The 21,858-nt window shown below is 57.0% G+C and carries 22 protein-coding genes, 2 tRNA genes and 1 rRNA gene; 19 read left to right on the top strand and 6 right to left on the bottom strand.

Translation table 11 applies throughout. From position 1 onward, the window contains the following. From rrf to JHL21_RS10600, 5 genes are all read left to right on the top strand, one after another. Positions 1–111: ribosomal RNA gene (gene rrf / locus JHL21_RS10620) — 5S ribosomal RNA — on the top strand; the annotation flags it as partial. Positions 112–414: 303 nt separating this feature from the next. Then, a complete protein-coding gene (locus tag JHL21_RS10615; RefSeq protein WP_200213372.1) occupies positions 415–906 on the top strand; it encodes a hypothetical protein in 492 nt (163 codons plus the stop codon). 105 nt (positions 907–1,011) lie between these two features. Continuing rightward, positions 1,012–3,177, top strand: a complete 2,166-nt coding sequence (locus tag JHL21_RS10610) for a mechanosensitive ion channel domain-containing protein (RefSeq protein WP_200213370.1) — start codon at positions 1,012–1,014, stop codon at positions 3,175–3,177. A gap of 134 nt (positions 3,178–3,311) precedes the next feature. Next, entirely contained in the window at positions 3,312–4,526 is a 1,215-nt protein-coding gene (locus JHL21_RS10605; RefSeq protein WP_200213368.1) for a lytic murein transglycosylase, read from the top strand. 199 nt (positions 4,527–4,725) lie between these two features. Continuing rightward, on the top strand, positions 4,726–5,724 hold the full coding sequence (locus JHL21_RS10600) for an alpha/beta hydrolase (RefSeq protein ID WP_254082009.1): 999 nt from the start codon (positions 4,726–4,728) through the stop codon (positions 5,722–5,724). Here JHL21_RS10600 and JHL21_RS10595 read toward each other — a convergent pair. From JHL21_RS10595 to JHL21_RS10575, 4 genes are all read right to left on the bottom strand, one after another. Beyond that, a complete protein-coding gene (locus JHL21_RS10595; protein WP_169196825.1) occupies positions 5,721–6,134 on the bottom strand; it encodes a VOC family protein in 414 nt (137 codons plus the stop codon). The two genes, JHL21_RS10600 and JHL21_RS10595, sit on opposite strands and share 4 nt — an antisense overlap. A 51-nt stretch (positions 6,135–6,185) precedes the next feature. Next, positions 6,186–6,671: a bacterioferritin gene (gene bfr / locus JHL21_RS10590; RefSeq protein ID WP_200213366.1), complete on the bottom strand. Its 486-nt coding sequence runs from the start codon at positions 6,669–6,671 to the stop codon at positions 6,186–6,188. 367 nt (positions 6,672–7,038) lie between these two features. Continuing rightward, positions 7,039–7,767 carry a DUF599 domain-containing protein gene (locus JHL21_RS10580; RefSeq protein ID WP_199531967.1) on the bottom strand — a complete coding sequence of 243 codons (729 nt, stop codon included), beginning with the start codon at positions 7,765–7,767 and terminating at the stop codon, positions 7,039–7,041. Positions 7,768–7,833: 66 nt separating this feature from the next. Continuing rightward, positions 7,834–8,871, bottom strand: a complete 1,038-nt coding sequence (locus tag JHL21_RS10575) for an aldo/keto reductase (protein ID WP_200213365.1) — start codon at positions 8,869–8,871, stop codon at positions 7,834–7,836. 197 nt (positions 8,872–9,068) lie between these two features. Here JHL21_RS10575 and JHL21_RS10570 point away from each other — a divergent pair. From JHL21_RS10570 to JHL21_RS10540, 7 genes are all read left to right on the top strand, one after another. Continuing rightward, a tRNA-Met gene (locus JHL21_RS10570) sits at positions 9,069–9,145 on the top strand. Between the two features lie 164 nt (positions 9,146–9,309). Then, positions 9,310–9,386 (top strand) — tRNA-Met (locus tag JHL21_RS10565). A gap of 318 nt (positions 9,387–9,704) precedes the next feature. Next, positions 9,705–10,373, top strand: coding sequence for a GGDEF domain-containing protein (locus JHL21_RS10560; protein WP_254082008.1), 669 nt, complete (start codon positions 9,705–9,707; stop codon positions 10,371–10,373). Positions 10,374–10,644: 271 nt separating this feature from the next. Further along, positions 10,645–12,942 carry an LPS-assembly protein LptD gene (gene lptD / locus JHL21_RS10555; protein ID WP_200213363.1) on the top strand — a complete coding sequence of 766 codons (2,298 nt, stop codon included), beginning with the start codon at positions 10,645–10,647 and terminating at the stop codon, positions 12,940–12,942. Between the two features lie 13 nt (positions 12,943–12,955). Next, entirely contained in the window at positions 12,956–13,465 is a 510-nt protein-coding gene (locus JHL21_RS10550; protein WP_200213361.1) for a hypothetical protein, read from the top strand. An 83-nt stretch (positions 13,466–13,548) separates the two neighbouring features. Then, complete coding sequence (locus JHL21_RS10545; RefSeq protein WP_200213359.1) at positions 13,549–14,145, top strand: alpha/beta hydrolase; 597 nt, start codon at positions 13,549–13,551, stop codon at positions 14,143–14,145. A 63-nt stretch (positions 14,146–14,208) separates the two neighbouring features. After that, the gene (locus tag JHL21_RS10540; RefSeq protein ID WP_200213357.1) at positions 14,209–15,249 is read left to right on the top strand and encodes a DUF3298 domain-containing protein; all 1,041 of its coding nucleotides are present in this window, start codon (positions 14,209–14,211) and stop codon (positions 15,247–15,249) included. Here JHL21_RS10540 and JHL21_RS10535 read toward each other — a convergent pair. Beyond that, on the bottom strand, positions 15,246–15,542 hold the full coding sequence (locus JHL21_RS10535; protein ID WP_199531960.1) for a GNAT family N-acetyltransferase: 297 nt from the start codon (positions 15,540–15,542) through the stop codon (positions 15,246–15,248). The genes JHL21_RS10540 and JHL21_RS10535 overlap by 4 nt on opposite strands. Before the next feature lie 102 nt (positions 15,543–15,644). Here JHL21_RS10535 and JHL21_RS10530 point away from each other — a divergent pair, with 102 nt between their 5' ends. From JHL21_RS10530 to JHL21_RS10505, 6 genes are all read left to right on the top strand, one after another. Next, positions 15,645–16,028, top strand: coding sequence for a RidA family protein (locus tag JHL21_RS10530; protein WP_200213385.1), 384 nt, complete (start codon positions 15,645–15,647; stop codon positions 16,026–16,028). Positions 16,029–16,101: 73 nt separating this feature from the next. Next, positions 16,102–16,737: a bifunctional 4-hydroxy-2-oxoglutarate aldolase/2-dehydro-3-deoxy-phosphogluconate aldolase gene (gene eda, locus JHL21_RS10525; RefSeq protein WP_200213355.1), complete on the top strand. Its 636-nt coding sequence runs from the start codon at positions 16,102–16,104 to the stop codon at positions 16,735–16,737. 12 nt (positions 16,738–16,749) lie between these two features. Continuing rightward, positions 16,750–17,127, top strand: coding sequence for a LysR family transcriptional regulator (locus tag JHL21_RS10520; RefSeq protein WP_200213353.1), 378 nt, complete (start codon positions 16,750–16,752; stop codon positions 17,125–17,127). A gap of 66 nt (positions 17,128–17,193) precedes the next feature. Then, positions 17,194–17,916, top strand: coding sequence for a molybdate ABC transporter substrate-binding protein (modA, locus tag JHL21_RS10515; RefSeq protein ID WP_200213351.1), 723 nt, complete (start codon positions 17,194–17,196; stop codon positions 17,914–17,916). 124 nt (positions 17,917–18,040) lie between these two features. Next, positions 18,041–18,712 (top strand): molybdate ABC transporter permease subunit, encoded by a 672-nt coding sequence (modB, locus tag JHL21_RS10510; protein ID WP_200213349.1) that lies wholly within the window; start codon positions 18,041–18,043, stop codon positions 18,710–18,712. A gap of 124 nt (positions 18,713–18,836) precedes the next feature. Beyond that, positions 18,837–20,018 carry an alpha-hydroxy acid oxidase gene (locus JHL21_RS10505; protein WP_200213342.1) on the top strand — a complete coding sequence of 394 codons (1,182 nt, stop codon included), beginning with the start codon at positions 18,837–18,839 and terminating at the stop codon, positions 20,016–20,018. Positions 20,019–20,060: 42 nt separating this feature from the next. On the opposite strand, the gene JHL21_RS10500 is transcribed toward JHL21_RS10505, so the two are convergent. Next, on the bottom strand, positions 20,061–20,453 hold the full coding sequence (locus JHL21_RS10500) for a hypothetical protein (RefSeq protein ID WP_200213340.1): 393 nt from the start codon (positions 20,451–20,453) through the stop codon (positions 20,061–20,063). A 225-nt stretch (positions 20,454–20,678) separates the two neighbouring features. On the opposite strand from JHL21_RS10500, the gene JHL21_RS10495 reads away from it, so the two are divergent. Next, entirely contained in the window at positions 20,679–21,782 is a 1,104-nt protein-coding gene (locus JHL21_RS10495; protein ID WP_200213338.1) for a TRAP transporter substrate-binding protein, read from the top strand. The last annotated feature ends 76 nt before the right edge of the window (positions 21,783–21,858 follow it).

The raw sequence follows: 21,858 nt of genomic DNA, 5'->3' as shown, positions 1-21,858 counted from the left end.
TGGTTCTTGCGAGGAGCCCAAGACCCGATCCCATCCCGAACTCGACCGTCAAATTCCTCCGCGCCAATGGTACTAAGTCTCAAGACTTGGGAGAGTAGGTCACTGCAAGGTCTGCCAAAAACATAAATTCCTCTACGATCATCAAAACCAAATACAAAAAGCCCCGCTCAACAGCGGGGCTTTTTGCGTTTACCACGTAGTGGCACGTACCTGTCGGTGGCCTCACATGGGGCTTGTGGAAGGCCCCCTAACCCGAAGGGGCGAGGTGAGAAGAGTTCATCTGCTTAAAACCACCTCCACCTCCCTCACCGCAAGGGGGAGGTGCGGCGTGTATACGGGAGGTGAATGGCTGCACTTTTGTGGAAGTTCCATAAGCACTTGGGTATGATGTGGGCTTGAAGGAAGGATGTGGTGATGGCGGAGCGCTTTGAGGGGGATTGTGAAAATTGCTTTGCGCTTTGCTGCGTTGCTCTGTCGTTTCAGCGCTCGGCTGATTTTGGTCACGACAAGCCCTCCGGGCAGGCGTGTCATTTTTTGCAGCAAGACTACCGCTGCCGCATCCATCCGCAGAAGGAAGCACTGGGGTATGAGGGGTGCCTCGATTTTGATTGTTTTGGGGCGGGGCAAAGAGCGAGCGCTGGATTTGCCGGGTTGAACTTTGCTGGTGACCCGAGTGTGGCGCGGGTTCTCTATGCGCGTTTTGCGCAACTCCTCGCGGTCCAGGAAATGCGACAGGCCTTGGTCGATGCTGAGGACCTGTGCTTGGGAGGCGACCAGGAGACTATGCGGGTCGATTTGCTCGGGCGGTTGGCGTACGGGGCGGACAGTGTACGTTCTGAGCTTGATCCGGACGCGCCAGCTGTGTTGGCGCAGTGCGAGGCGTTCATTGCACAATTGCGCCGCTGATCGTCCGAATAACCGTGCCATTTGAAATCTGGTGAACCGCTGAGGCTTGACGGCATTGTCCAATCAGACAAGGTCTACTGGTTGCACGTCAAAGATTCAGGTCTCATGCCGTTTATAAAAATCCTCGCCGTTCTCTTCTTCGCACTCATTCCGATGGCCGCGCACGCGCAAATAGCGCCTGTTGCGGCCCCGCCTGCAGCAAGTTCGGCAGCTGATGACCTCATTAAAATACTCGAAAACGATACGGCGCGCGCAGCGCTGATTGAGAAACTGAAATCGAGTGCCGGGGATGCGGCGGCAGAGCCGGAAGCGGCTGGGCCGACAGACCTCAGCATTGCGCGCGAATTGGCGGAGTACACGCGCAGCGTCGCGGAGGGGGCTTCACGCACGATCAGAAACCTTGGTGGTGCGTTTGAGAGTGTGAAAACGCTCTTTACTGACGGCGCTGCGGCGTCCAGCCATCAGTTGCGTGACTTCTTTATCAATGTCGGCATGGTGCTGGTTGCCCTGCTGGTGAGCTATTGGGTGCTGCGCATCGTCGTCAATGCGATTACAGCACGGATCGCGGCACGGGTTGCGGGTCAATCCATGTGGAAGCGCGGCGGGGGGCTGATTGTCGCGACCTTGGTGGACCTGCTAGGCATCATCATTGCCTGGAGTCTGGGTTATGTGCTGGCGTTGAATTTTGGCACGACAGGCTCTGGAGCAATGGGGATCAATCAGACCCTGTTGCTCAATGCCTATCTGGTCGTTGAGGTGGTCAAGCTTGCATTCCGCGTCGTGCTGATGCCGCGCTATCCGGCGCTGCGCCTGCTGCCGCTTGCGGACGATACTGCAGAATATTGGCAGTTTTGGAGCGCGCGTATGATCTCTCTCGTGGGCTACACCTTTATGTTCGTGGCCCCGGTGCTGCGCGGGTTGGTCTCCGGGGCAGCGGGGGATGCGGTTGAGGTACTCGTCATGGTGACCTCAGTGGTGATTGCCATCGTCATTGTCTTGCAGAACAAGGATGACGTGCGCCTGTCGCTCGAAGCCCATGCGCGTGATCGGGAGAATGTCGGTTTTGGACGGCTCCTCACGGTTTTGGGGCGTCAATGGCATGTGCTGGTCATCGCCTATCTCGTTGCCTTGTTGATCGTCTGGTTCTCGAACCCAGACGGGGCGCTGCCCTTCATGGTAGGGGCAACGGTTCAATCTTTGATCATCATCGCTGTGGCGACGCTGGTTGCGACCTTTATTGGACGGTTCGTCAGCGCAGGGTTCAATCTGCCTGACGATGTGAAAACGCGTTTGCCGCTGTTGGAAACGCGGCTGCGGACATTCGTGCCGGGTGTCATGGCGGTTGTGCGCTGGATCCTTGTGGCGGTTGCGGTGATTGCCATCGGCCAGGCGTGGTCGCTGTTTGATTTCACCGGTTGGATGGCAACCGATGAAGGGCTCAATGTTGTCGGTTCGATCGTTTCGGCACTGCTGATCGTGCTGGCGGCTGTGGTCATCTATGTGGTGATGGCCAGTTGGGTAGAATATCGCCTCAACCCCAATGTGGGCCGGGCGCCGACATCGCGCGAAAAGACGCTGCTCAACCTGTTCAAGAACGCCTTCACCGTGGTGATCGTGGTGTTTGGGGCCATGCTGGCTCTGGCGCAGATTGGCGTCAATATTGCGCCGCTACTGGCTGGTGCGGGTGTGGTCGGTCTGGCCATTGGTTTTGGCGCGCAGAAGCTGGTGCAGGACATTATTACCGGCATCTTCATTCAGTTTGAAAACGTGATGAATGAGGGCGATAGCGTACAGGTGGCGGGCAAGTCGGGGACGGTTGAGAAGCTGACGATCCGGTCCGTGACCATTCGCGATATGAGCGGGACCGTGCACCTCATTCCGTTCTCGGCGGTGACGGATGTTTCCAATATGAATCGCGGGTTCTCGTTCTACGTCTCGGACGTCGAAATCTCGACCGATAGCGATATTGAGCAGGCCAAGCAGGCGATGCGGGATGCGTTTGATATCGTCATGGCACGCCCAGAGTTTGCCGAGGTTATCCTCGATGTGCTTGATTTGCAGGGGCTTATCGCGCTGACGCCAACCTCGGTTTCCTTGCGCTCGCGCATCAAGACATTAGCGGGCAAGCAGTGGGGGGCGGGGCGCTTCTATAGTGAAACGCTGATGCGGCTCTTCACTGAACGGGGCATCCATACGCCGGTGCAGCGGATCAAATATGTGTCGGCAAATAGCTCCAATGAGCCGCCACTGTTGGAACAACATGGAAACTGACATGGAAGTGATCAGCTGAGCGGTTTGCCTTAAGGCCATCTTAATCGGATGCGTTAATATTTTGATACGCGCGTTCGGACCCTCGGGTCTGGGCGCACCGTGACTTATCTGTAGCGCGTATCACGAGGCTTACGATGTTCAGCTGTTTCCGCAAATCTTTGTTTGGTTCGCTTGTGGCGGGGGCACTTGCCAGCGTTTCACTCTCAGCCGCGTTTACAGCACCGGCGCTGGCCGATACGGCAAGTTTTGTGCGCTCACTCTGGCCCGATGCGCAACGCGCCGGTGTCCGTCAGCAGATTTTCGAAGCGGCTTTTTCGGGCTATGCGCCCATTCCAAAGGTCACCGAGCTGACCAAGTCGCAGCCTGAGTTTACCCAGACTGTGCAGCAATACGTCGATAAGCGGGTGACGGCGGCGCAGGCCGCTAAGGGTTCCGCCATGCGCCAAGAATGGGCGCAAACGCTTGGCCGCGTTCAGCAGACCTATGGGGTGCAGCCCGAAGTGGTTCTGGCCATCTGGGGCATGGAAACCAATTATGGCGGCTACATGGGTGGCAACAACACGATCCATGCGCTGGCAACGCTGACGCAGAACAATTATCGCACGGAGTTTTTCCGCAGTGAGTTGATCACGGCGCTGAAAATCCTGAACGAAGGGCATATCGCGCCGAAAAGCATGACCGGATCTTGGGCCGGCGCGATGGGCCATACGCAATTTATGCCATCGAGCTTTATGCGCTATGCCATCGACTTCAATGGCGATGGGCGCAAGGATATCTGGAACTCCATTCCTGACGCTTTGGGCTCGACCGGCAATTATCTCAAGAGCTTTGGCTGGCGGCCGGGGGAGACCTGGGGCTACGAAGTGCGCCTGCCGCAGAACTTTGATTTTGCGCGCGCACGCGACATGAACAAGGCCTCTATCGGCACTTGGCGACAGATGGGGATTACGCGCGTTTCGGGACGCGATTTCCCACGAGTTGGGGACGAAGCGCGGCTCTATATGCCAGCGGGCGCGCGGGGCCCTGCGTTCCTGCTGCTGCCTAATTTCGAAGTAATCAAGCGCTACAATAATTCGGATAGCTATGCGCTCGCCGTTGGGCATTTGGCCGATCGGATCATCGGCGGCGGCGCGTTCGCTACGGCCTGGCCGCAGGGTGATTTTGCGCTGACCAAAGCGCAGCGGGCAGAGGTGCAAACCCTGCTCAACCGCCGTGGATTTGACGTTGGCTCGCCCGACGGGGTGGTGGGGCCAAAGACCCGCGCGGCCGTTATGGCGTTCCAGACCCGCGCGGGCCTGCTGCCCGATGGGCACGTATCTGGCACCTTGCTCGAGGCCCTGCGCCGGTAGGCTTGGAAGAATGTGATGAGCGGGGCAGGGTGAAATTTACCCTTCGTTAACCATGCCAGCGCAGTCTCAGCGCGCTTAAGCAGAGGGCAGGCCGGGTCATTCCAAAGCGCCTGCCCTCGCCCATTTCGGCGCAGTCCGTCATAATTATTGCGGCTTTATCTGCAAAACCGCAATTCCCTCGAAACTCTCGGTTCGGCTTATGTCTATTCTCAAGCGCGCTGTGATGGCGCTCGCTGTATGCGCCAGCCTTATGCCTATGCAGGCATCGGCTCAGAACATTATGGACCCGTTCAACTTGCCGCCGGTGATGGACGCCAATGCGGTTAAGGCCGGTGACGGTATTTCGTATCGCGATGGCACGCGGCATAAGCTCGACGTTTATACGCCCGAACAGCGGGGGCAATTGGCCCCTGTTGTGTTCTTTGTTTATGGCGGAGCGTGGGTGCGTGGGCAGAGAGCGGATTATCAGTTTGCTGGACGCGCCTTGGCGGCGCGCGGCTTCGTGGTGGTCATCGCCGATTATCGCCTTGTGCCAGAAGTGCGGTACCCGGAGTTTTTGGAAGATTTGGCGCTGGCGATGCGTTGGACGCAGGACAATATCACCAGCTATGGCGGCGACCCCAATCGTCTGTTTCTCGCCGGCCACTCGGCGGGCGCTTACAATGCTGTGATGTTGGCCCTTGACCCAAGCTTTAGAAATGAAGCGGGCGTGACCATGCCGATCCGCGCTGTGGCCGGGCTTTCCGGGCCATATGATTTCTATCCATTTGAATATGGCGACGTGGTGGAGGCCTTTGGGCAGGCACCAAATCCTGAAGGAACGCAGCCCATCAACCTCGTCACCCAAGACAGCCCGCCGATGTGGCTGGGTTCGGGCACGACGGACCCGATTGTGCGTGTGCAGAATACGCAGCGGCTCGCTGAGCGCCTGCAAAATCAGGGCGTGTGGGTCACGACAAAGTATTATGATGGGTATGGGCACATGGAGCCGGTGATCGCTATGGGCGCTATGTGGCGTTGGCGCATGCCGGTGTTGGACGACATGATCAGCTTCTTCACCCAGTTCGGGGCGTTCCCCAGCGGGGTGCCTTATGTGGCGGTGACGCCAGACGCCCCCCAGGAAGTGCCCGAAGGCACGATGGCGACCCAGGACGTTGTGCGTCAGCTGGATCGTCTGTTTGGACCGCTCAGCAATTAAGCTTGCGGGGTGATCGTCACCGAGGCGGCGGAGCGCGTGTTCGGGCCGTGATAAACGGCTTCGATATTGTTGCCGTCGGGGTCGAGTACGAAACAGGCGTAATAGCCGGGATGATAATGGCGGGCTCCGGGCCTGCCGTTGTCTGTGCCGCCAGCGGCAATGGCTTCGCGATAGAAGGCGTCTACGGCCTCTGGGCTTTGCGCCTGAAAGGCGAGATGGATATGGCTGGCAATCGTGTGTGCGTCAGCGGCATCGACAAACAGCTCATCGGCTTGAAACCAGCCTTGCCCGGATGCGGTGAAGGAAATTCCCAAAGTCCCGAGGACGCGCTCGTAAAATCGTTTGGTCACCGCAAAAGTGCGGGCGCGTAGATGAATGTGGTCGATGAGCCGACCAGTATGAAATTGCATTAGTCCCCCCAATACAAAAACGCCCGAACCAAAGGTCCGGGCGTTTTAAATTTATTCAGCTTCGTTGGCTGGAGCAGCGTTGAGCATGCCGTAACGCTCAATACCGATTTTCTCGAGAAGCTCGAGCTGGGTCTCGAGGAAGTCGATATGGCCTTCCTCGTCCTTCAACAGCTCATCAAAGATCTGCTTGGACACGTGGTCATGCAGCTGGGAGCAAAGCGCGCGGCTGTTCCGATAAGCTTCGCGGGCTTCATACTCGCCAGCCAGGTCGGCCTCGAGAACTTCTTTGATGTTCTGACCAATGCGCAATGGTGCGACGCGCTGCAGGTTTGGATGGCCTTCAAGGAAGATAATACGTTCGATCAAGCGATCGGCATGGTGCATTTCTTCGATGGATTCTGCGCGCTCTTTGGCTGCGAGCTTTTTAAAGCCCCAATCGTCTAAGAGGCGGAAGTGCACCCAATACTGATTAACCGCGCCGAGCTCGAGAAAAAGGGCTTCGTTAAGCCGCTCTATGACTTGTGGTTCGCCTTTCACTGCGTACTCCAGTTCTCTGTTTCTTGAGTTTTTCCAACCCAGACTGGAGCTGTACCAGCTCAGCGGGCGGGATTGCTTGCTGTGCGTGGTAATTTTCTGTGACGCGGACGATGATGTCCACCACATTCGGAACGCAGCCTGCGCATTTCGCGCGTCGATTGAGTTCGGAATACACCTTCGCAGGAACCACCAATTGCCACGGATCAGCCTTCAACAGATCGAGGACTATCTCCTCAATCTCTTGGGACGTGATCATATTACACTGACAAACAAGCATCGGAGGGGCCAGAGGTTCCGTAATTGGGGGGAATAAACCCCTTCGATATATGAAAGTCAATGTCATAAATTGGTGGGCGATTGCGCCTGCTTAATCGTCGGTATTCGGCGTCTTGGTCGCAGAATCAGCGCCGGTGGGGCTTTTGCGTTGGCGCGCTGCGATAACTACGGCAGAGGCGGCTGAGCGATGGGCCGAGGAAAAGAACTCGCGATGGGCCAGAACCAGGACAGTGACCAGCGCGGTTGCAACCGCGAGCCACTCGGACACGAACCAAGCAGCCGTGGCCACCGAGAAGTAATAGGCACGAATGCCGGAATTAAAGTTCTTGGCGCCCAAGGCGTTCATGGCGGCAATCGAGTCGATTTCATCTTCCGTCGTGCGGCGGTCATGATCGAGCGCGCCCAGCATGATGCAATAGTGGTTGAACTGGCGCAGGGAGAGCGTGAAGGAAAAGAAGGCCAGCACGAACATGGTCAGCATGACGATGAGATGAAGCTGAACCTCGGAGACCGTGTAGGCCTGATCACGGGCAATGGAGTTGAGCGCTTCCATGACGGAATCGATTTGCCCAAAAACGGCAAAAACCGCGAGGACCAGCAGCACAGACGTCGAGGCCAGAAGACTGACCGAGCCCATGATGTTGCCTGAGAGGATGGCGTCAAACGGGCTTTCGCGCAGCGTGGCATTATACACCCAGCGGCGGCGCTGCATGTTCATGATCACCGAGAGCGAAGGGCGCAGCTTTTCGATCTGGGGGATGATGATGTTGTAGGCAAAGAAGGCCAGCAGCGGAAAAATAGAGGTGAAGAGCGTCGACATGCGCGGACCTGAAAAAGAGTTTGGCATGCTGACTATAGCGCCAGCATGCCAGAGCACTAGAGCCGATTAAATCGGACGAGGCATGTCGCGATGGATGGTCTCGATATCGGCGAGGATTTCGGGTGAGAGCACCAGATCCTTGGCCGAAAGACACTGAGCGAGTTGCTCGGTGGAGGTCGCGCCGATGATGGTCGAAGTGGCGAAGGGACGGGTGGTGCAGAAGGCAATCGCCATGGCGACGGGATCAAGGCCGTGCTGTTGGGCGAGGGCGTGATAGCGTTTGGTCGCGGTCTCTGAGTAGTCGTTCAAGCGCCAAAGGCCCTTTTGATACTCTTTGCGGCTCCCCTTGGGTGTCGCGCCATCGAAATATTTGCCGGTCAGAACGCCCGCGGCGAGAGGCGAATAGGCCAAGAGCCCAATGTTTTCGTGATGGGTCACTTCGGCCAAGTCATGATCGTAATTGCGACGCAGAAGATTGTACTCGTTCTGCACGGTGACGGGGCGGTCGACACCCATCTGATCGGCAAGCTGTGCCCATTTGGTCAGGCCCCAAGCGCTCTCATTGGAGAGCCCCCATGAGCGGATTTTGCCCGCCGCCAAAGCTGCGTTGATCGCGCCGAGCACGTCCGCCATGTGGTCGAGAGTTTGCTTGCGATCGTGTTTTTCTGGCGCAAACTTCCAATAGTTTTCGAAGTGGTAGTGCGGGCGGCTTGGCCAGTGGATTTGGTAAAGGTCGAGGTAGTCGGTTTGGAGACGCTCAAGGCTGCCCTCGAGTGCTTGGGCAAAACTGGTGCTGGAAGGGGCGGAGCCGTCACGAATATGGCGATGGCCTGGGCCGCCGATCTTGCTGGCGAGGACCCAATGCTCGCGGTCGCCATTTTGGGCGAACCAATTGCCGATTATCTCTTCGGTTTTAAAACTCGTCGCGGGGCTGGCGGGAACGGCATACATCTCGGCCGTGTCCATAAAAGTGATGCCGGCGTCCTTGGCCATGGCGATCTGGGCATGGCCTTCGGCTTCGGTGTTCTGGCTGCCCCACGTCATAGTGCCGAGGCAAATGTCGGTGACGGTAATGTCAGTATGGCCAAGCTGTTTTAAACGCATATGAAATTCCAAGTCGCTCGAATTGCGCGAAAGCTAAACCAGCTTTGGCCTAGGGAAAAGCGCACAAAGGCGCCTTGGCGTCCATGTTTGTCCACAGACGCGATTAAATCCGTCGTGATTTTGAAATTGGAGGGTTGTGGTCTGCAGTTATGCCGCCTATAACCCCCTCACACCGCGCCGCAAGGCACTGTGGTTGACGCGGGATGGAGCAGCCCGGTAGCTCGTCAGGCTCATAACCTGAAGGTCGCAGGTTCAAATCCTGCTCCCGCAACCAAATAAAACCCCAGTTTCTCGAAAGAGGAGCTGGGGTTTTCCTTTTGGGGTTTCGCCATTGCTTTGGTGCAAAGATAGCCTGTGGGCAACTTTTGGGTGGGGTTGCGGCGGCGCATTTGGTTCCCTATATGAAGCTCACACGACGCCGCAAGGCACAGTGGTTGACGCGGGATGGAGCAGCCCGGTAGCTCGTCAGGCTCATAACCTGAAGGTCGCAGGTTCAAATCCTGCTCCCGCAACCAAACAAAAACCCCAGTCTCTCGAAAGAGGACTGGGGTTTTTCCTTTTTGGCGGGTTGGTTATGGTTTGCAAGGCGTGGCCGTGCGCTCTGCGGTGTTTTCAGCTGATCAAGGATTAGTGTCCGCGCGAGTGGGTGTCGCGTCATTGAGCGCAATTGCATGACACTGCGATCTGCTTCAATAAGAAGTCGGGGGTCCTTTGAGCTTTGAACCTGACTGCTCAGCGCAGGAAAACTTGAGTAGCTAGCGAATATGCATTTGCCGTCCCGGCGTGTCCTGTTTCAGGCTGCCAAAGTCGCAGCGCTGACGACCGCATTTACAATGTCGATTTCTGTCGCAATTCGCGCCTATATGGGTGTCGAAGCTGACGATGTTACAGTGGCTATTCGGCTGGTCATGCCGTTTGTGACGGCCTTTCCTATCGCGCTGGTTTATTTCAACACTCTCGACGCCTTGGAGCAGTCCTATGGTGCGCTTTTGCGCAAAAGTGCTGAGCTGTCGCGTCAGGCTATGGCTGATCCGATGACGGGTCTGCTCAATCGGCGTGCTTTCATTCCGCAATTTGAGCTCGCCACAGGGCATAATGTGAACGGGGTGTTTCTGGTCGCCGATGTCGACTTGCTCAAGCAGGTGAACGACCAATTCGGGCATGCTGTCGGTGATCATGTGATTATGGCGGTGGCGCAGGCGCTCTCTGCAGTCTTGCCCCAGGAGAGTCTTGTGGCGCGGATCGGTGGCGATGAGTTTTGCGCTTACGTGCCCAATGCCAGTCGCGAACAGGCGCTGCGTTGGCAGGTGGAAATCGACAAGCAGGTCGCGCTGGAGTTCCGTCGCATATCGAAAGTGGATGAGGAGCTTGCGTCAGTGAGCGTGGGCGTCACGCCGACGCGTCAATATCTGGATTTTGCCACTGCGCTCATGGAAGCTGATGTTGGTCTATACGGGGCTAAGCGCGAACGCGGTGGGGCGGAGAGGGCGCGTGAAAGCTGATATCTTCTGGCAAATTGGCCACAGGTCTCGATAAAATTCCGCGACGGCGAGGCGGAGAGTTGTTCAAACTCGCGCAAAACCTGCATTTGGAAACGATCTGTTATCCATAGGCAGGGGGGATCTGTAGAATGCGGATTGCCCCTCTAGGCAATGGAAGGTACTTTAACAAAATCCGATTTTTCTGAGTCATTCAGCACTTCGGAAGTGTGCGTTAAAGTGAGGGAGCCTTCCCTCCCATGCAGGCAATGCCTGGTGAGAAAGGCTGGATCTGTTGAAGCAGACACGGGGCAAAATCTTAGAGCGGACTGCGCTGGTCTTGCTCGCTAGCATCGCGCTGGCGGGTGTTGCGCCTGTTCATGCTCAGGGATTGGTGCCGACCAATTTCTTCAATAGCCCGGTTGACCCTAACGCACCAACCGCTGTGGAAGCGCAGCAACTCACCTTCAACAACACGACCAATATTATTGAAGCGCGCGGCGATGTCGTGGTGCGCGCTGATGGTTATGTGCTGACGGGCGATCAACTGGTTTATGATCGTGCCAACGGTGAGATGGATGTTCGTGGCAATGTTTCGCTGACTGACCCTTTTGGGAACGTGTCGCGCAGCCCGACCCTGAAGCTGACCGACAAGTTCAAAAAGGCCGTTCTCGATTCGCTGACCATCACCAATTATGATGGTTCCCAGATTACAGCTGACCACGCCGATTACGACCAGGCACTCAAGACTGTTCTGGATAATGCCAAGTACACGCCTTGCGGTGAGTGCGTGGATGACAAGGGGCGGCGCATTGGCTGGTCCATGCACGCCAATAAGGTCACCAAGGATGAAAGTGATGGCTCGCATGCTTTCGAGCAGCCAAGCCTAGCCGTTCTGGGTATGCCGATTGCGTGGTTGCCCTATTTGTGGCTCCCAAATCTCGATATGGATTGGCTGCCGCAGCCAACAGTGACCTTTACCGATAGCCATGGTGTGCGCATTGATGCGCCGTTTAAGGCTTATTCGACCGCCTCTACCGATATTCTTCTGTCGCCCCGCTTGATGAGCCGTCAGGGCTTTATGCTTGGAGCGGAATGGGTCCAGCGTTTTGACAATGGCCGAATTTCGGTCAAGGCAACGGGTTTGCGTCAAGGCGATGACAATGCCTTTACGTTCGCCGATGCGAAACGCGAATGGCGTGGGGCGCTGCAGACGGCCGGTGAATTTGTACCGGTCGAAAAGTGGGTTGTGGGATTTGCCTATGCGGCGGCCACCGACAATGCTTTCTACAAAGATTATGACGTCGAAGTTCGCCGTGCCAGCATCAACGAAGTTTATGCCACGCATTTGACCGAAGACACCTATGTCGATGCACGCGTGCAGCAGTTTAATGTGCTCGGCGACAGCCTAGAGCAGGCCCGTCAGGCGCAAGGCATGGCGCTGCCAAATGTACGGCTTGAACGCACGTTCGACCTGTCGCCGGGCGCAGGACGCGTTGAAGTCGACGGGCGTATGCTCAATATCTACCGGGAACGCGACTACACCACTTCGCGCAATGGTGTGCCATATGACTATGGTTATGCGGGGACGCGTTTCCACGGCATGGTCGAGGCCAATTGGCAGAACCAGTATATTTTCGGTGGCGCGGCGGTGACGCCATTCTTGGGCGTGCGCGCTGACGCGGCCAATTATGATGGCAAATCGCCGTCGATCCATGCGCCGGAAGAGCAGACACTGGTCGGCCTGACCCCAATTGCCGCCGTTGATGTGCGATATCCACTTGTGTCGTACAACACCGGCGTAACACATCTCGTAGAGCCGATTGCTCAGCTGGTCTATCGCGGCGCTGCGAACAGCCAGCCGGGGATTACCAACGAAGATTCACAGAGTGTGATGTTTGATGACAGCACACTGTTCTCCTACAATCGCTTCACTGGAATTGATAAACAAGAGCGTGGGCTACGGTTGAACGTCGGCGGGCGCTATATGGCAAGCCTTGATGACGGCAGCTACCTCGAAGTGATCGGTGGCCAGTCCTATCAATTGGCGGGTGAAAATGCTTTCGCAGCTGCCAATCGTCAGCAAGTTGGCGTGGGGACAGGGCTTGAGACTAATGCGTCCTACGGCGTCCTAGGCGTTTATGGAGCACTGGCCAATCAGTTGAAATTCGGCGGCAAGGTGCAGGTGGACAATGCGGACCTTTCAATCGCTCGTGCGGGCCTTGGTCTGAGCTACGCTCAAGACGGCTGGAGTGGTGCTTTCAACTATCGTTATGCTGAAGCGACCCCGCTCACTGGCAATATCCGTGACATGCATGAAGTGGGCGCGGAAGTGCGCGTGCCGATCGCTGATTACTGGTCGGTCAGCAGCAATGCCTATTGGGATTTGAGTGCCAATAGCTTCTTGCAGGTTGGCGGCGGACTGCAATATGACGACGGCTATGTGCTGATTGGTGGGCAGATTACGCGTACTGGCCCAACACATGATACCGCTAATGACCTGCGGGCTGTTGCCACTTTCCGTCTGCGGTCGCCAGCTGGGTTCAATCTCGGTTATTCGGGCAATGTGCAGCTGCCGGGTGTGGCGCAGTAAGGAGACCGGAACGATGATGAAGCGATTTCTGACTGTTCTGGCCCCGGTTATGATCAGTGTGGCTCTGAGCGCATGCTCGGGTTTCGCGCCGGTTTATGGCACCAATACTGCTGGCGGGATGAGCAGCGCGAGCTTCCAGTTTGCTGAGCCGACCAATCGTATGGAACAGATCATCGTCAACCGCCTCAAAGTGGCCTTCCCAGGTCCCGCGAGCGAGAGCGATCCGATTTTGAAGGTGTCAGCCCGTCAGGGGGGGCAGCAAAACTCAATGTCCACTGCCTTTGCGATCGCGCGGCCATCGAACCTTGAGGTTACTGGCTCGGTGACGATTACGCAGGGCGAGACTGTACTGTTCCAGACCACACGCGTGACGGGAACGGCGTTCCAGAGCGGTAAACTGACCGTCAACAGGCAGGAATCCACTAAGGGCACGCAGGAATTGGCTGCTGCGAGCACAGCTGACTCGTTGCGTGCAGCGATTTTGGCCGGCTACCGACCCGGCCAAATGGTGCCTGTTCGCTAATTGGCAACAGTGCGTGACGGTGTTCGCCCATTGTGAGAGCGGGCCTTTGCCCGGTATTCTGAGCACAGCTCAGGAGTATCGCTATGTCACAGTATCATTTTCGCACAGCGGAAGGAGCGAGCGCGGATGCGCCGCTGATCTTTTTGTTCCATGGGACCGGTGGAGACGAAAACCAGTTCTTTGACTTGGCCGGACAATTGCTGCCGGTTGCACGCCGCGTGGCGCCACGTGGTGATGTCAGTGAACATGGAGCCTTGCGCTATTTCAAGCGCACGGGTGAAGGCGTTTACGATATGGCCGATTTGGCCTTGCGCACGGACGCTATGGCGGCCTTCATACGCGAGCAAATTGGCGCAAACCGCCCGAGCAAAGTGGTCGGCCTTGGCTATTCTAACGGCGCGAACATTTTGGCCAATGTGCAATTCAATCACCCTGACCTGTTTGATGCCAGTGTGCTCATGCACCCGCTCATCCCGTTTACGCCGGCCCCGGTCGATCTGACCAAGGCCGAGGTGTTGATCACAGCTGGGCGCCGCGATCCCATGGCGTCGGCATCGGTGACTGAGGACCTGGCACAGTATTTTGAGGCCAATGGCGCAGCGACCAAGCTTGTCTTCCATGAGGGCGGGCACGAGGTGCGGCAGGAAGAATTGATCGCTATTCAGCAGTTCTTGGCCTAGGCGAGAGGGTGACGGGTAGGCAAAGCGCGATTAGGCTTCACCTCACTTATTGAGGAGTAGCTGATGATCCGCTTATTGCCTGCCTTGTCGCTTCTGGTTCTTCCGTCTCTCACCACAGGGCCGACATGGGCTGCGAGCTTTGATTGCAGCAAGGCCAGCACGCCATTCGAGAAGGCGATTTGCGACAATACAGAAATCAGCACTGCGGATGAGCGGCTGGCGAAGGCCTATGCTTTCTCCCTAGCGGGGCTGTCGCCTGATGCCGAAGCGGCGGTGAAAAAGAGCCAGCAGGATTGGCTCAACTATGCGCAGCGCGCTTGTTCAGCTGACAACAAAAACGTTGCCGACGGCACGTTTGATGAGCGCATGGTCTGGTGCCTCAATCAGATTTATTCCTCCCGCCTTCGGGCGCTGGAAATGAGCCGGATTGTAAATGGCCATCGTCTCTATCCGTTGTCTACCTATGCCAGCTACATCGATAGCTACATCGAAGAAGAGCCTGATTTCCGCTGGCCTGTGGGGCGGCATGAATTGACCATTGTTCAGTTTGATAGCGATGCAGAGTTCGTGCCGGGGCTGAACAAGGCTCTTAGGGACTTGGGGGGCGAGCTTTCATCGGTTGGCGAGACTGACTTGGAAGGCGATGATGCGCCAGGTGGCGAAGACGCTACGGTAACGATTGGCCTGCAGCAATTGCACTGGAACGACCGCATCTCGTTTGAGGTGAGTTCGCAATGGTATCCGCATGGTGCCGCCCACGGCGGGTACAGCACAACCTACCGACATTATTTGCCCTCTGAAGGCCGTTTTCTTTCGGCTGATGATGTGTTCGAGGGCGAGAACTGGACGCTCGACTTAGCCAAAATCACGGCCGCAGCGCTCGAGGCGCAGCTGAGTGACATTCTGTTTCCAGAAGCCTCAACATCGGAAGGGCTTGAAGACATCGTCGGCGATGTTGAGCGCTGGAACCTGTCCAATGAGCTGGGACTGCAAATTCAGTTCCAGCCCTATGAGGTCGCCGCATATGCCTATGGTGCGCCAAGCGTCTTCCTGCTTTGGGAGGATTTGGCGCCGCTGCTGAAAGAAGGCAATCCGATCCACTAAGCGAGAAGATCGGACCACTCTGGGTGGCGCCGGAACTGCGCCACCACATAGGGGCAGACAGGGTGGATCTTAAATCCCTGTTCGCGGGCATCGGTGATGGAGGCCTTGACCAGTTGGGCAGCAATGCCCCGGCCTTCATAATCACGCGGGACGCCGGTGTGGTCGATCACCATAGGGCCATCACCGGTCTTGGAGTAAGTCATTTCGGCCTCAGCGCCGGGTGCCAGAAAAATGACGTAGCGGCCACGAGTTGGGCCGGTTTCGCGCTGGATATTGTATTCAGTGTCGGCCATCATCGTCTCCATGATTAGGTATCTAATGTGAGGGCCGGACGCCGAGCGGTAAAGCCCCTGCACAGTATTTAGGGAATTTCGATGAACGAGCTTCTGCATCACATGGTTTCGAGCGGGCCCCGTCCTGTCGCTCCGTTTAGTCATGCGGTGGAAACGGATGGCTGGGTTTTTATTACCGGACAGATGCCGACTGATCCGAACAATCCTGACGCACCGCTGCCCGAAGGGATTGAGGCGCAGACGAGCCGTGTCGTCGAAAACCTCAAGATTGTTCTTTCCGGAATTGGTCTGGGGCTAGAGCACGTCACGATGGCCCGGATTTATCTCACCGAGTTTGAACGGGACTATGCTGAGTTAAATGCTCTCTGGCCGAGCTTTTTCGAAGTAGGCAAGCTGCCTGCACGTACAACTGTGGGCGTAACGGCGCTGGCGGTCGGCGCGTTGGTTGAGATTGATCTTGTCGCCAAGCGTCCCCGTTCTGCATAAATCGCCTTGCGCTCGGGTGTTGCAGGGCCTAACGACTTTAGTCGAATAACCGCTGACATTCGCGAGAGAGTTCATGCCGCAGGACGCAAACGCCATTCGTTCCATTCTGTCGCTGGCACCGGTGGTGCCTGTGATTATTCTTGATGATGTGGCGCAGGCCCGTCCGCTGGCCGAGGCGCTGGTCGCCGGTGGTCTGCCTATATTGGAAGTGACCCTGCGCACGCCAAACGCGCTCAAGGTCATGGAAGAAATGGCCAAGGTTTCAGGCGCGATCGTTGGCTCTGGCACGGTGCGCAATGCCGCGCATATGAAGAGCTCGGTGGATGCAGGCTGCCGCTTCATGGTGTCGCCGGGGGCGTCGCCGCGTTTGCTTGATGCGGCGGAAGACGTGTCTATTCCGCTCCTGCCGGGTATTGGCACCCCGACCGAGGCTATGGCCGCAGCTGAGCGCGGCTATTCCTTCCTTAAATTCTTCCCAGCGGAAGCTCTTGGCGGTGCGCCAGTGCTCAAGGCTTTTGCCTCGCCACTGCCAGACATCACCTTCTGCCCGACCGGTGGCATTGATATCGTCAAGGCCAAGACCTATCTGTCGCTGCCCAACGTCATCTGCGTTGGTGGCAGCTGGATCATGCCAGCGGATGCACTGGCATCGGGCGATTTTGCCAAGATAGAAGCGCTGGCGCGCGAAGCTAGCGCGCTCAAGGGCTAAGGACCTCGTCGCGTGGCCGGATCGGCAAAACCTGTTCCGGACCATGGGCTTGGCCATTTGCGCATTGTTCTCTCGGAAACCGCCTATGTCGGTCCCGGGAGAGCCGATCTCCTCGAAAATATCGAGCTGACAGGCTCAATTGCAGCCGCCGGTAAGGCGATGGGCATGAGCTATAAGCGGGCGTGGAGCCTGGTGCAGGACCTCAATGATGGTTTTGGGCAGCCCCTAGTGATGTCCATGCGCGGTGGGTCTACTCAGGGTGGGGCCACGCTAACTCTCTTTGGAAGCGAAGTGTTGGCGGCCTATCGCCGGATGGAAGTCAGTGCGCAGTGCAGTATTGTCCATGAGGTGACGGCGCTGCGCGAGGCCATGGCAAAGCCAACAGCCTGAAAATCCGCTTGCCAGTGGGATGGCGTTCGGTCATCGATATGTCTGGGAGAACATATCGAGGATAAAATGTTCAAACTGGTGGTTTCGGTTGCGGCGCTTTTGGTCGGTGTTTTGCCCTGTGCTGCGGACCAAGTGCATGTGGCTGTTGCTGCCAATTTCACGAAAGTGGCTGAGCAATTGGCCGAGGATTTTGCCAAAGCTTCGGGCCACGAGGTGGTGCTGAGCTTTGGGGCGACCGGACAGCTTTATGCGCAGATTAGCCAAGCGGCCCCGTTTGATGTCTTCCTGTCGGCCGATACTGCACGGGTCGAAAAAGCGATTGCAGAGGGTCACGGTGTGGCGGGGACGGATTTCGTCTATGCCTTGGGTCGATTGGTCCTCTATGCGCCCGGTCTCGAAACGGGTGAAGCGCCGCTCAACGGTGACTTCCAAAAACTTGCTATTGCCGATCCGAAAGCGGCTCCCTATGGGGCGGCCGCGGTCGAAACCCTTGAGGCGCTGGAATTATACGAGGTGGTGGCCGACCGATTGGTGCAGGGCGAAAACATCACGCAAACCCTGCAGTTTGTTGAGACGGGAAGCGCGGAACTCGGGTTCGTTGCCTTGAGCCAAGTGATCGGCAAAGACGATGTATGGGTGGTGCCGCCCGAGCTCTATAGCCCGATTGCGCAGGGGGCAGTCTTGCTAAATGGAGCTAAGGATAAGGATGCGGCAGAGGCGTTTCTCGCCTATTTGCGCGGGGCTGAAGCGGTGGCAGTAATTGAGGCAGCGGGCTATTCGGTGGAGTAGTTTCTTGTGTTTGCCTTAACCTTGAAGAAGGGCCCCCTCACCCGGCGCTGCGCGCCGACCTCTCCCCGTAGGGGCGAGGTACAGAAAGCGATGTGCTGAGGCGCAGATATAGAATGGCAGATGAATGGGTGAGCTGATTTCGCCAATCGTTTTAACGCTGACGCTGGCGCTGTGTGTCACGGCGATCTTGCTCGTGGTGTCTACACCTTTGGCGTGGTGGCTGGCGCATGGGAAAGGGCGGGGGCGCGAAGTCATTGGGGCGATTGTGACGCTGCCGCTGGTGTTGCCGCCCACAGTTCTTGGGTTTTATTTGCTATTGGCGCTGGGGCCTTATGGGCCAGGGGGCGCGCTGGCCGGGCTTTGGGGTGCGCGGACTTTAGCCTTTTCATTCCAAGGGCTTGTGATCGGCGCGGCGCTTGGCTCGCTGCCGTTTATGGTGCAGCCGCTGCGCAATAGTTTTGCAGCGATTGAACAAGAGGTGCTTGAGGCGGCGGATACGTTAGGCGCGCGGCGGATGCAGAGGTTCTGGCGGGTGGCAGTGCCCCTGGCCAAGCCGGGCTATGTGGTCGGTGCGATTATGAGCTTTGCCCATACGATTGGTGAATTTGGCGTGGTGCTGATGATCGGGGGCAATATTCCGGGTCAGACCAAGGTCCTTTCCATTGCCCTTTATGATTTCGTCGAGCGATTAGAATGGGATAAAGCCCATATTCTGGCTGGGGGCATGGTCGTGTTCGGCTTTACAGTAGTTCTGGCGACCTTGCGTTTTTCTCGTGGTTTTTCCGCCAATTCCTAAGGCCAAACGCGCCGGTGCAGGGCCTGTGCTGACACAAGTTGAGCGCTGAGTTTTGCTTTGTGCGAACAGACATTGACGACTAACATGTTAGTTGCTAGGCGAATGTCTCGGCCGGAGAAATTTTATGACCAAGCTCGATAAACTGCTCACCATTGATGAACTGATGGCGGAAGCGCGCCGTCGTGTGCCTAAGCAGTTTTTCGACTATGCCGACAGCGGTGCTTGGACGGAAAGCACCTACCGCCAGAACACGGAGGATTTCAAAAAAATCTTCCTCAAGCAGAAGGTCGCCGTGAACATGGAGGGCCGCTCGCTGGCCACGATGTTTGGCGGACAGGCTGCTGCAATGCCGGTGGCGCTGGCCCCAACAGGGCTGACTGGGATGCAATGTGCTGACGGCGAGATCAAGGCGGCGCGGGCAGCAGAAAAATTTGGCGTGCCGTTCACGCTCTCGACCATGAGCATTTGCTCGATTGAAGACGTGGCCGAAAACACCTCGAAGCCGTTCTGGTTTCAGCTCTATATGATGCGCGACCGTGCCTTTATTGAACGGTTGATTGATCGGGCGAAGGCCGCGAAGTGCTCGAAGCTGGTGTTGACCATGGATCTGCAAATTCTAGGGCAGCGCCACAAGGATTTGCGCAATGGCATGTCGGCTCCGCCAAAGTTCACGCCAAAGTTCATTTTTGAAATGGCCCGCAAGCCGCGTTGGGCCATGCAGATGCTGGGCACCAAGCGCCACTCATTCCGCAATATTGTGGGGCATGTCGAGGGCGGGGGCGACCTTTCAAGCCTGTCGCAATGGACAGCAAGCCAGTTTGATCCGTCGTTGAGCTGGAAGGAAGTGGCTTGGGTGAAGGAGCGCTTTGGCGGCGAGGTGATTGTTAAGGGCGTTTTGGACCCGGAAGACGCTAAGGCGGCGGTGGCTCATGGCGCAGATGGGGTTATCGTCTCCAATCATGGCGGTCGTCAGCTCGATGGTGCGCCGAGCTCGATCCGGGTTTTGCCAGAAATCGTCGATGCAGTGGGCAAAGACACAGAGGTCTATCTCGATAGTGGTATTCGCTCTGGGCAAGATGTTCTCAAGGCCATGGCGCTGGGCGCCAAGGGCACTTTCATTGGTCGTGCCTTCCTCTATGGACTTGGGGCCGGTGGTGAGGCCGGGGTGACCCGCGCGCTCGAAATTCTCCGTCGCGAAATGGATATTACCATGGCGCTGTGTGGCGAGCGGGATGTGCGCAATATCGGCGCGCATAACCTCTATTCGGTCGATCTGCCGCCGCGTCGGCTACCCGGCCAGAACTAAGGCAGGAAGCGTAGCGGCCACTGGGTCGCTACGCAGTTTTCTTTATTCGATGGCAAGATGCCAAACGCCGCCGACGCCGTCGCCGGTGATGTCGCCTGCGGCTTTGTCATCTACCCAGTAATAGAGCGGCGCACCTTTATAGGCCCAGATTTTGGTGCCGTCGGTGCGGTCGACTATGGTGAAATCGCCCTCGGCGGCGTCGCCATCATTGGCGAAAAGCGGTGGCCATTTTTCCGCACAGTCATCGTAGCAATTGGACACGCCCGAAGTATCCTTGTCGAAGGTATAGAGCGTGAGCCCACCCGCGCCAGTCAGCACGGATTTGCCGCCGATATCGACGGATTTGACCGCGCCACCGAGATAGTCCGTGGCGAAGCTGGGAGCGGCGATAAGCGCCAGAATTGAAGCAAGAACGAGAGTTTTAGGCATACGCATAGGTCAGTCCTCCGCGTGAACAGGCTCTCTGCCTGCGGGAGGACAACGTTGATCGTGCGAAAAAGCGTCAAAGAAATTAACAAAAACAGTAAGTTGCTCTCGCTCTCTAAAAAATTACTCGCTGCGCACAAGTCGCTGGACAGAATTCAAGACTATTGATTTTCTAGTGATTGATAACTGCATGACGAGAAACCCGTCAGCAGAATATTTGCAGGGAGGATATTTATGAAGAGACGTGAGTTTTTCAAATCAGCTTCTGTTGCAACCATCGGCGCTGCAGCAGCGACCACTCTGGCCGCTCCGGCGATTGCTCAGGGCAATATTACATGGCGCATGACAACCACTTGGCCGAAGAATTTCCCCGGCCTGGGCATTGGTGCGCAGAACGTTGCTGACCGTATTACCAAAGCAACCGGTGGTCGTCTGACCGTGCAAGTATTCTCGGCGGGCGAGTTGGTCCCCGGTCTGCAGTCGCTCGATGCGGTGATCGATGGTTCGGCGGAGATGAGCCATGGCACCCCATACTATTGGCAGAACAAGAGCCAAGCGCTGAGCTTCTTTACCGGCGTGCCGTTTGGCATGACCAACCGCGAACTGACAGCTTGGGTGCGCTATCTCGGTGGGCAGGAGATCTGGGATAAGGTCTATGACCAGTTCGGTCTAATGGGCTTCCTCTCGGGCGACACTGGCACCCAGGCTGGCGGTTGGTTCCGCAATGAGCTGACAGGCGTTGCCGATCTGCAGGGGCTGCGCTTCCGTACGCCGGGCCTTGGTGGTCAGGTGTGGGGCAAGCTTGGTGCGTCGGTGACCAATCTTGCCGCCGGCGAAATCTTTGCGGCGCTCCAGTCGGGAACATTGGACGCGGCTGAGTTCGTTGGTCCGTATAACGATCTGGCGCTGGGCTTTTATCAGATCGCCAAGAACTACTACTTCCCAAGCTTCGTCGAGCCGGGCTTGGCCACCGAGGTGGCGGTGGATAAGGCCAAATTCATGGCCCTGCCAGAAGACATTCAGGAAATCGTCAAGGCCTGTATTCAGGCGGCTTATGACGACGTGTCTTCCGACATGTATGCCAACGATCCGCGCGCGCTGCGTGCGCTCGTCGAGGAGCATGGCGTGCAGGTCAAGCGCTTCCCAGAAGAGATCATTGAAGCTGGCGCTAAGGCGTCGATGGAACTGATCGCGGAAATCCGTTCCGGTGGTGATGCACTCACCAAGGAAACAGCGGAAAGCTTTGTTTCGGCGTTCAACTTGCTACGCGAACGTACCGAAGGCACCGACATGCCGTATCTGGCGGCACGCGAAAAATACATCAAGTTCGACGCGTAAGCCGGGCGGATTTTTGACCGGTTGCATCGGGGCTCGCGAGGGCCCCGATGTTTTTTTGCCTGTAGGTTCGTCGTGG

Source organism: Devosia sp. WQ 349K1 (assembly GCF_016595685.1).
In the GTDB taxonomy this organism is placed as follows: Bacteria; Pseudomonadota; Alphaproteobacteria; order Rhizobiales; family Devosiaceae; genus Devosia.
The sequence above is the reverse complement of the archived record's forward strand: the minus strand, read 5'-3'. Positions and strand labels throughout refer to the sequence as shown.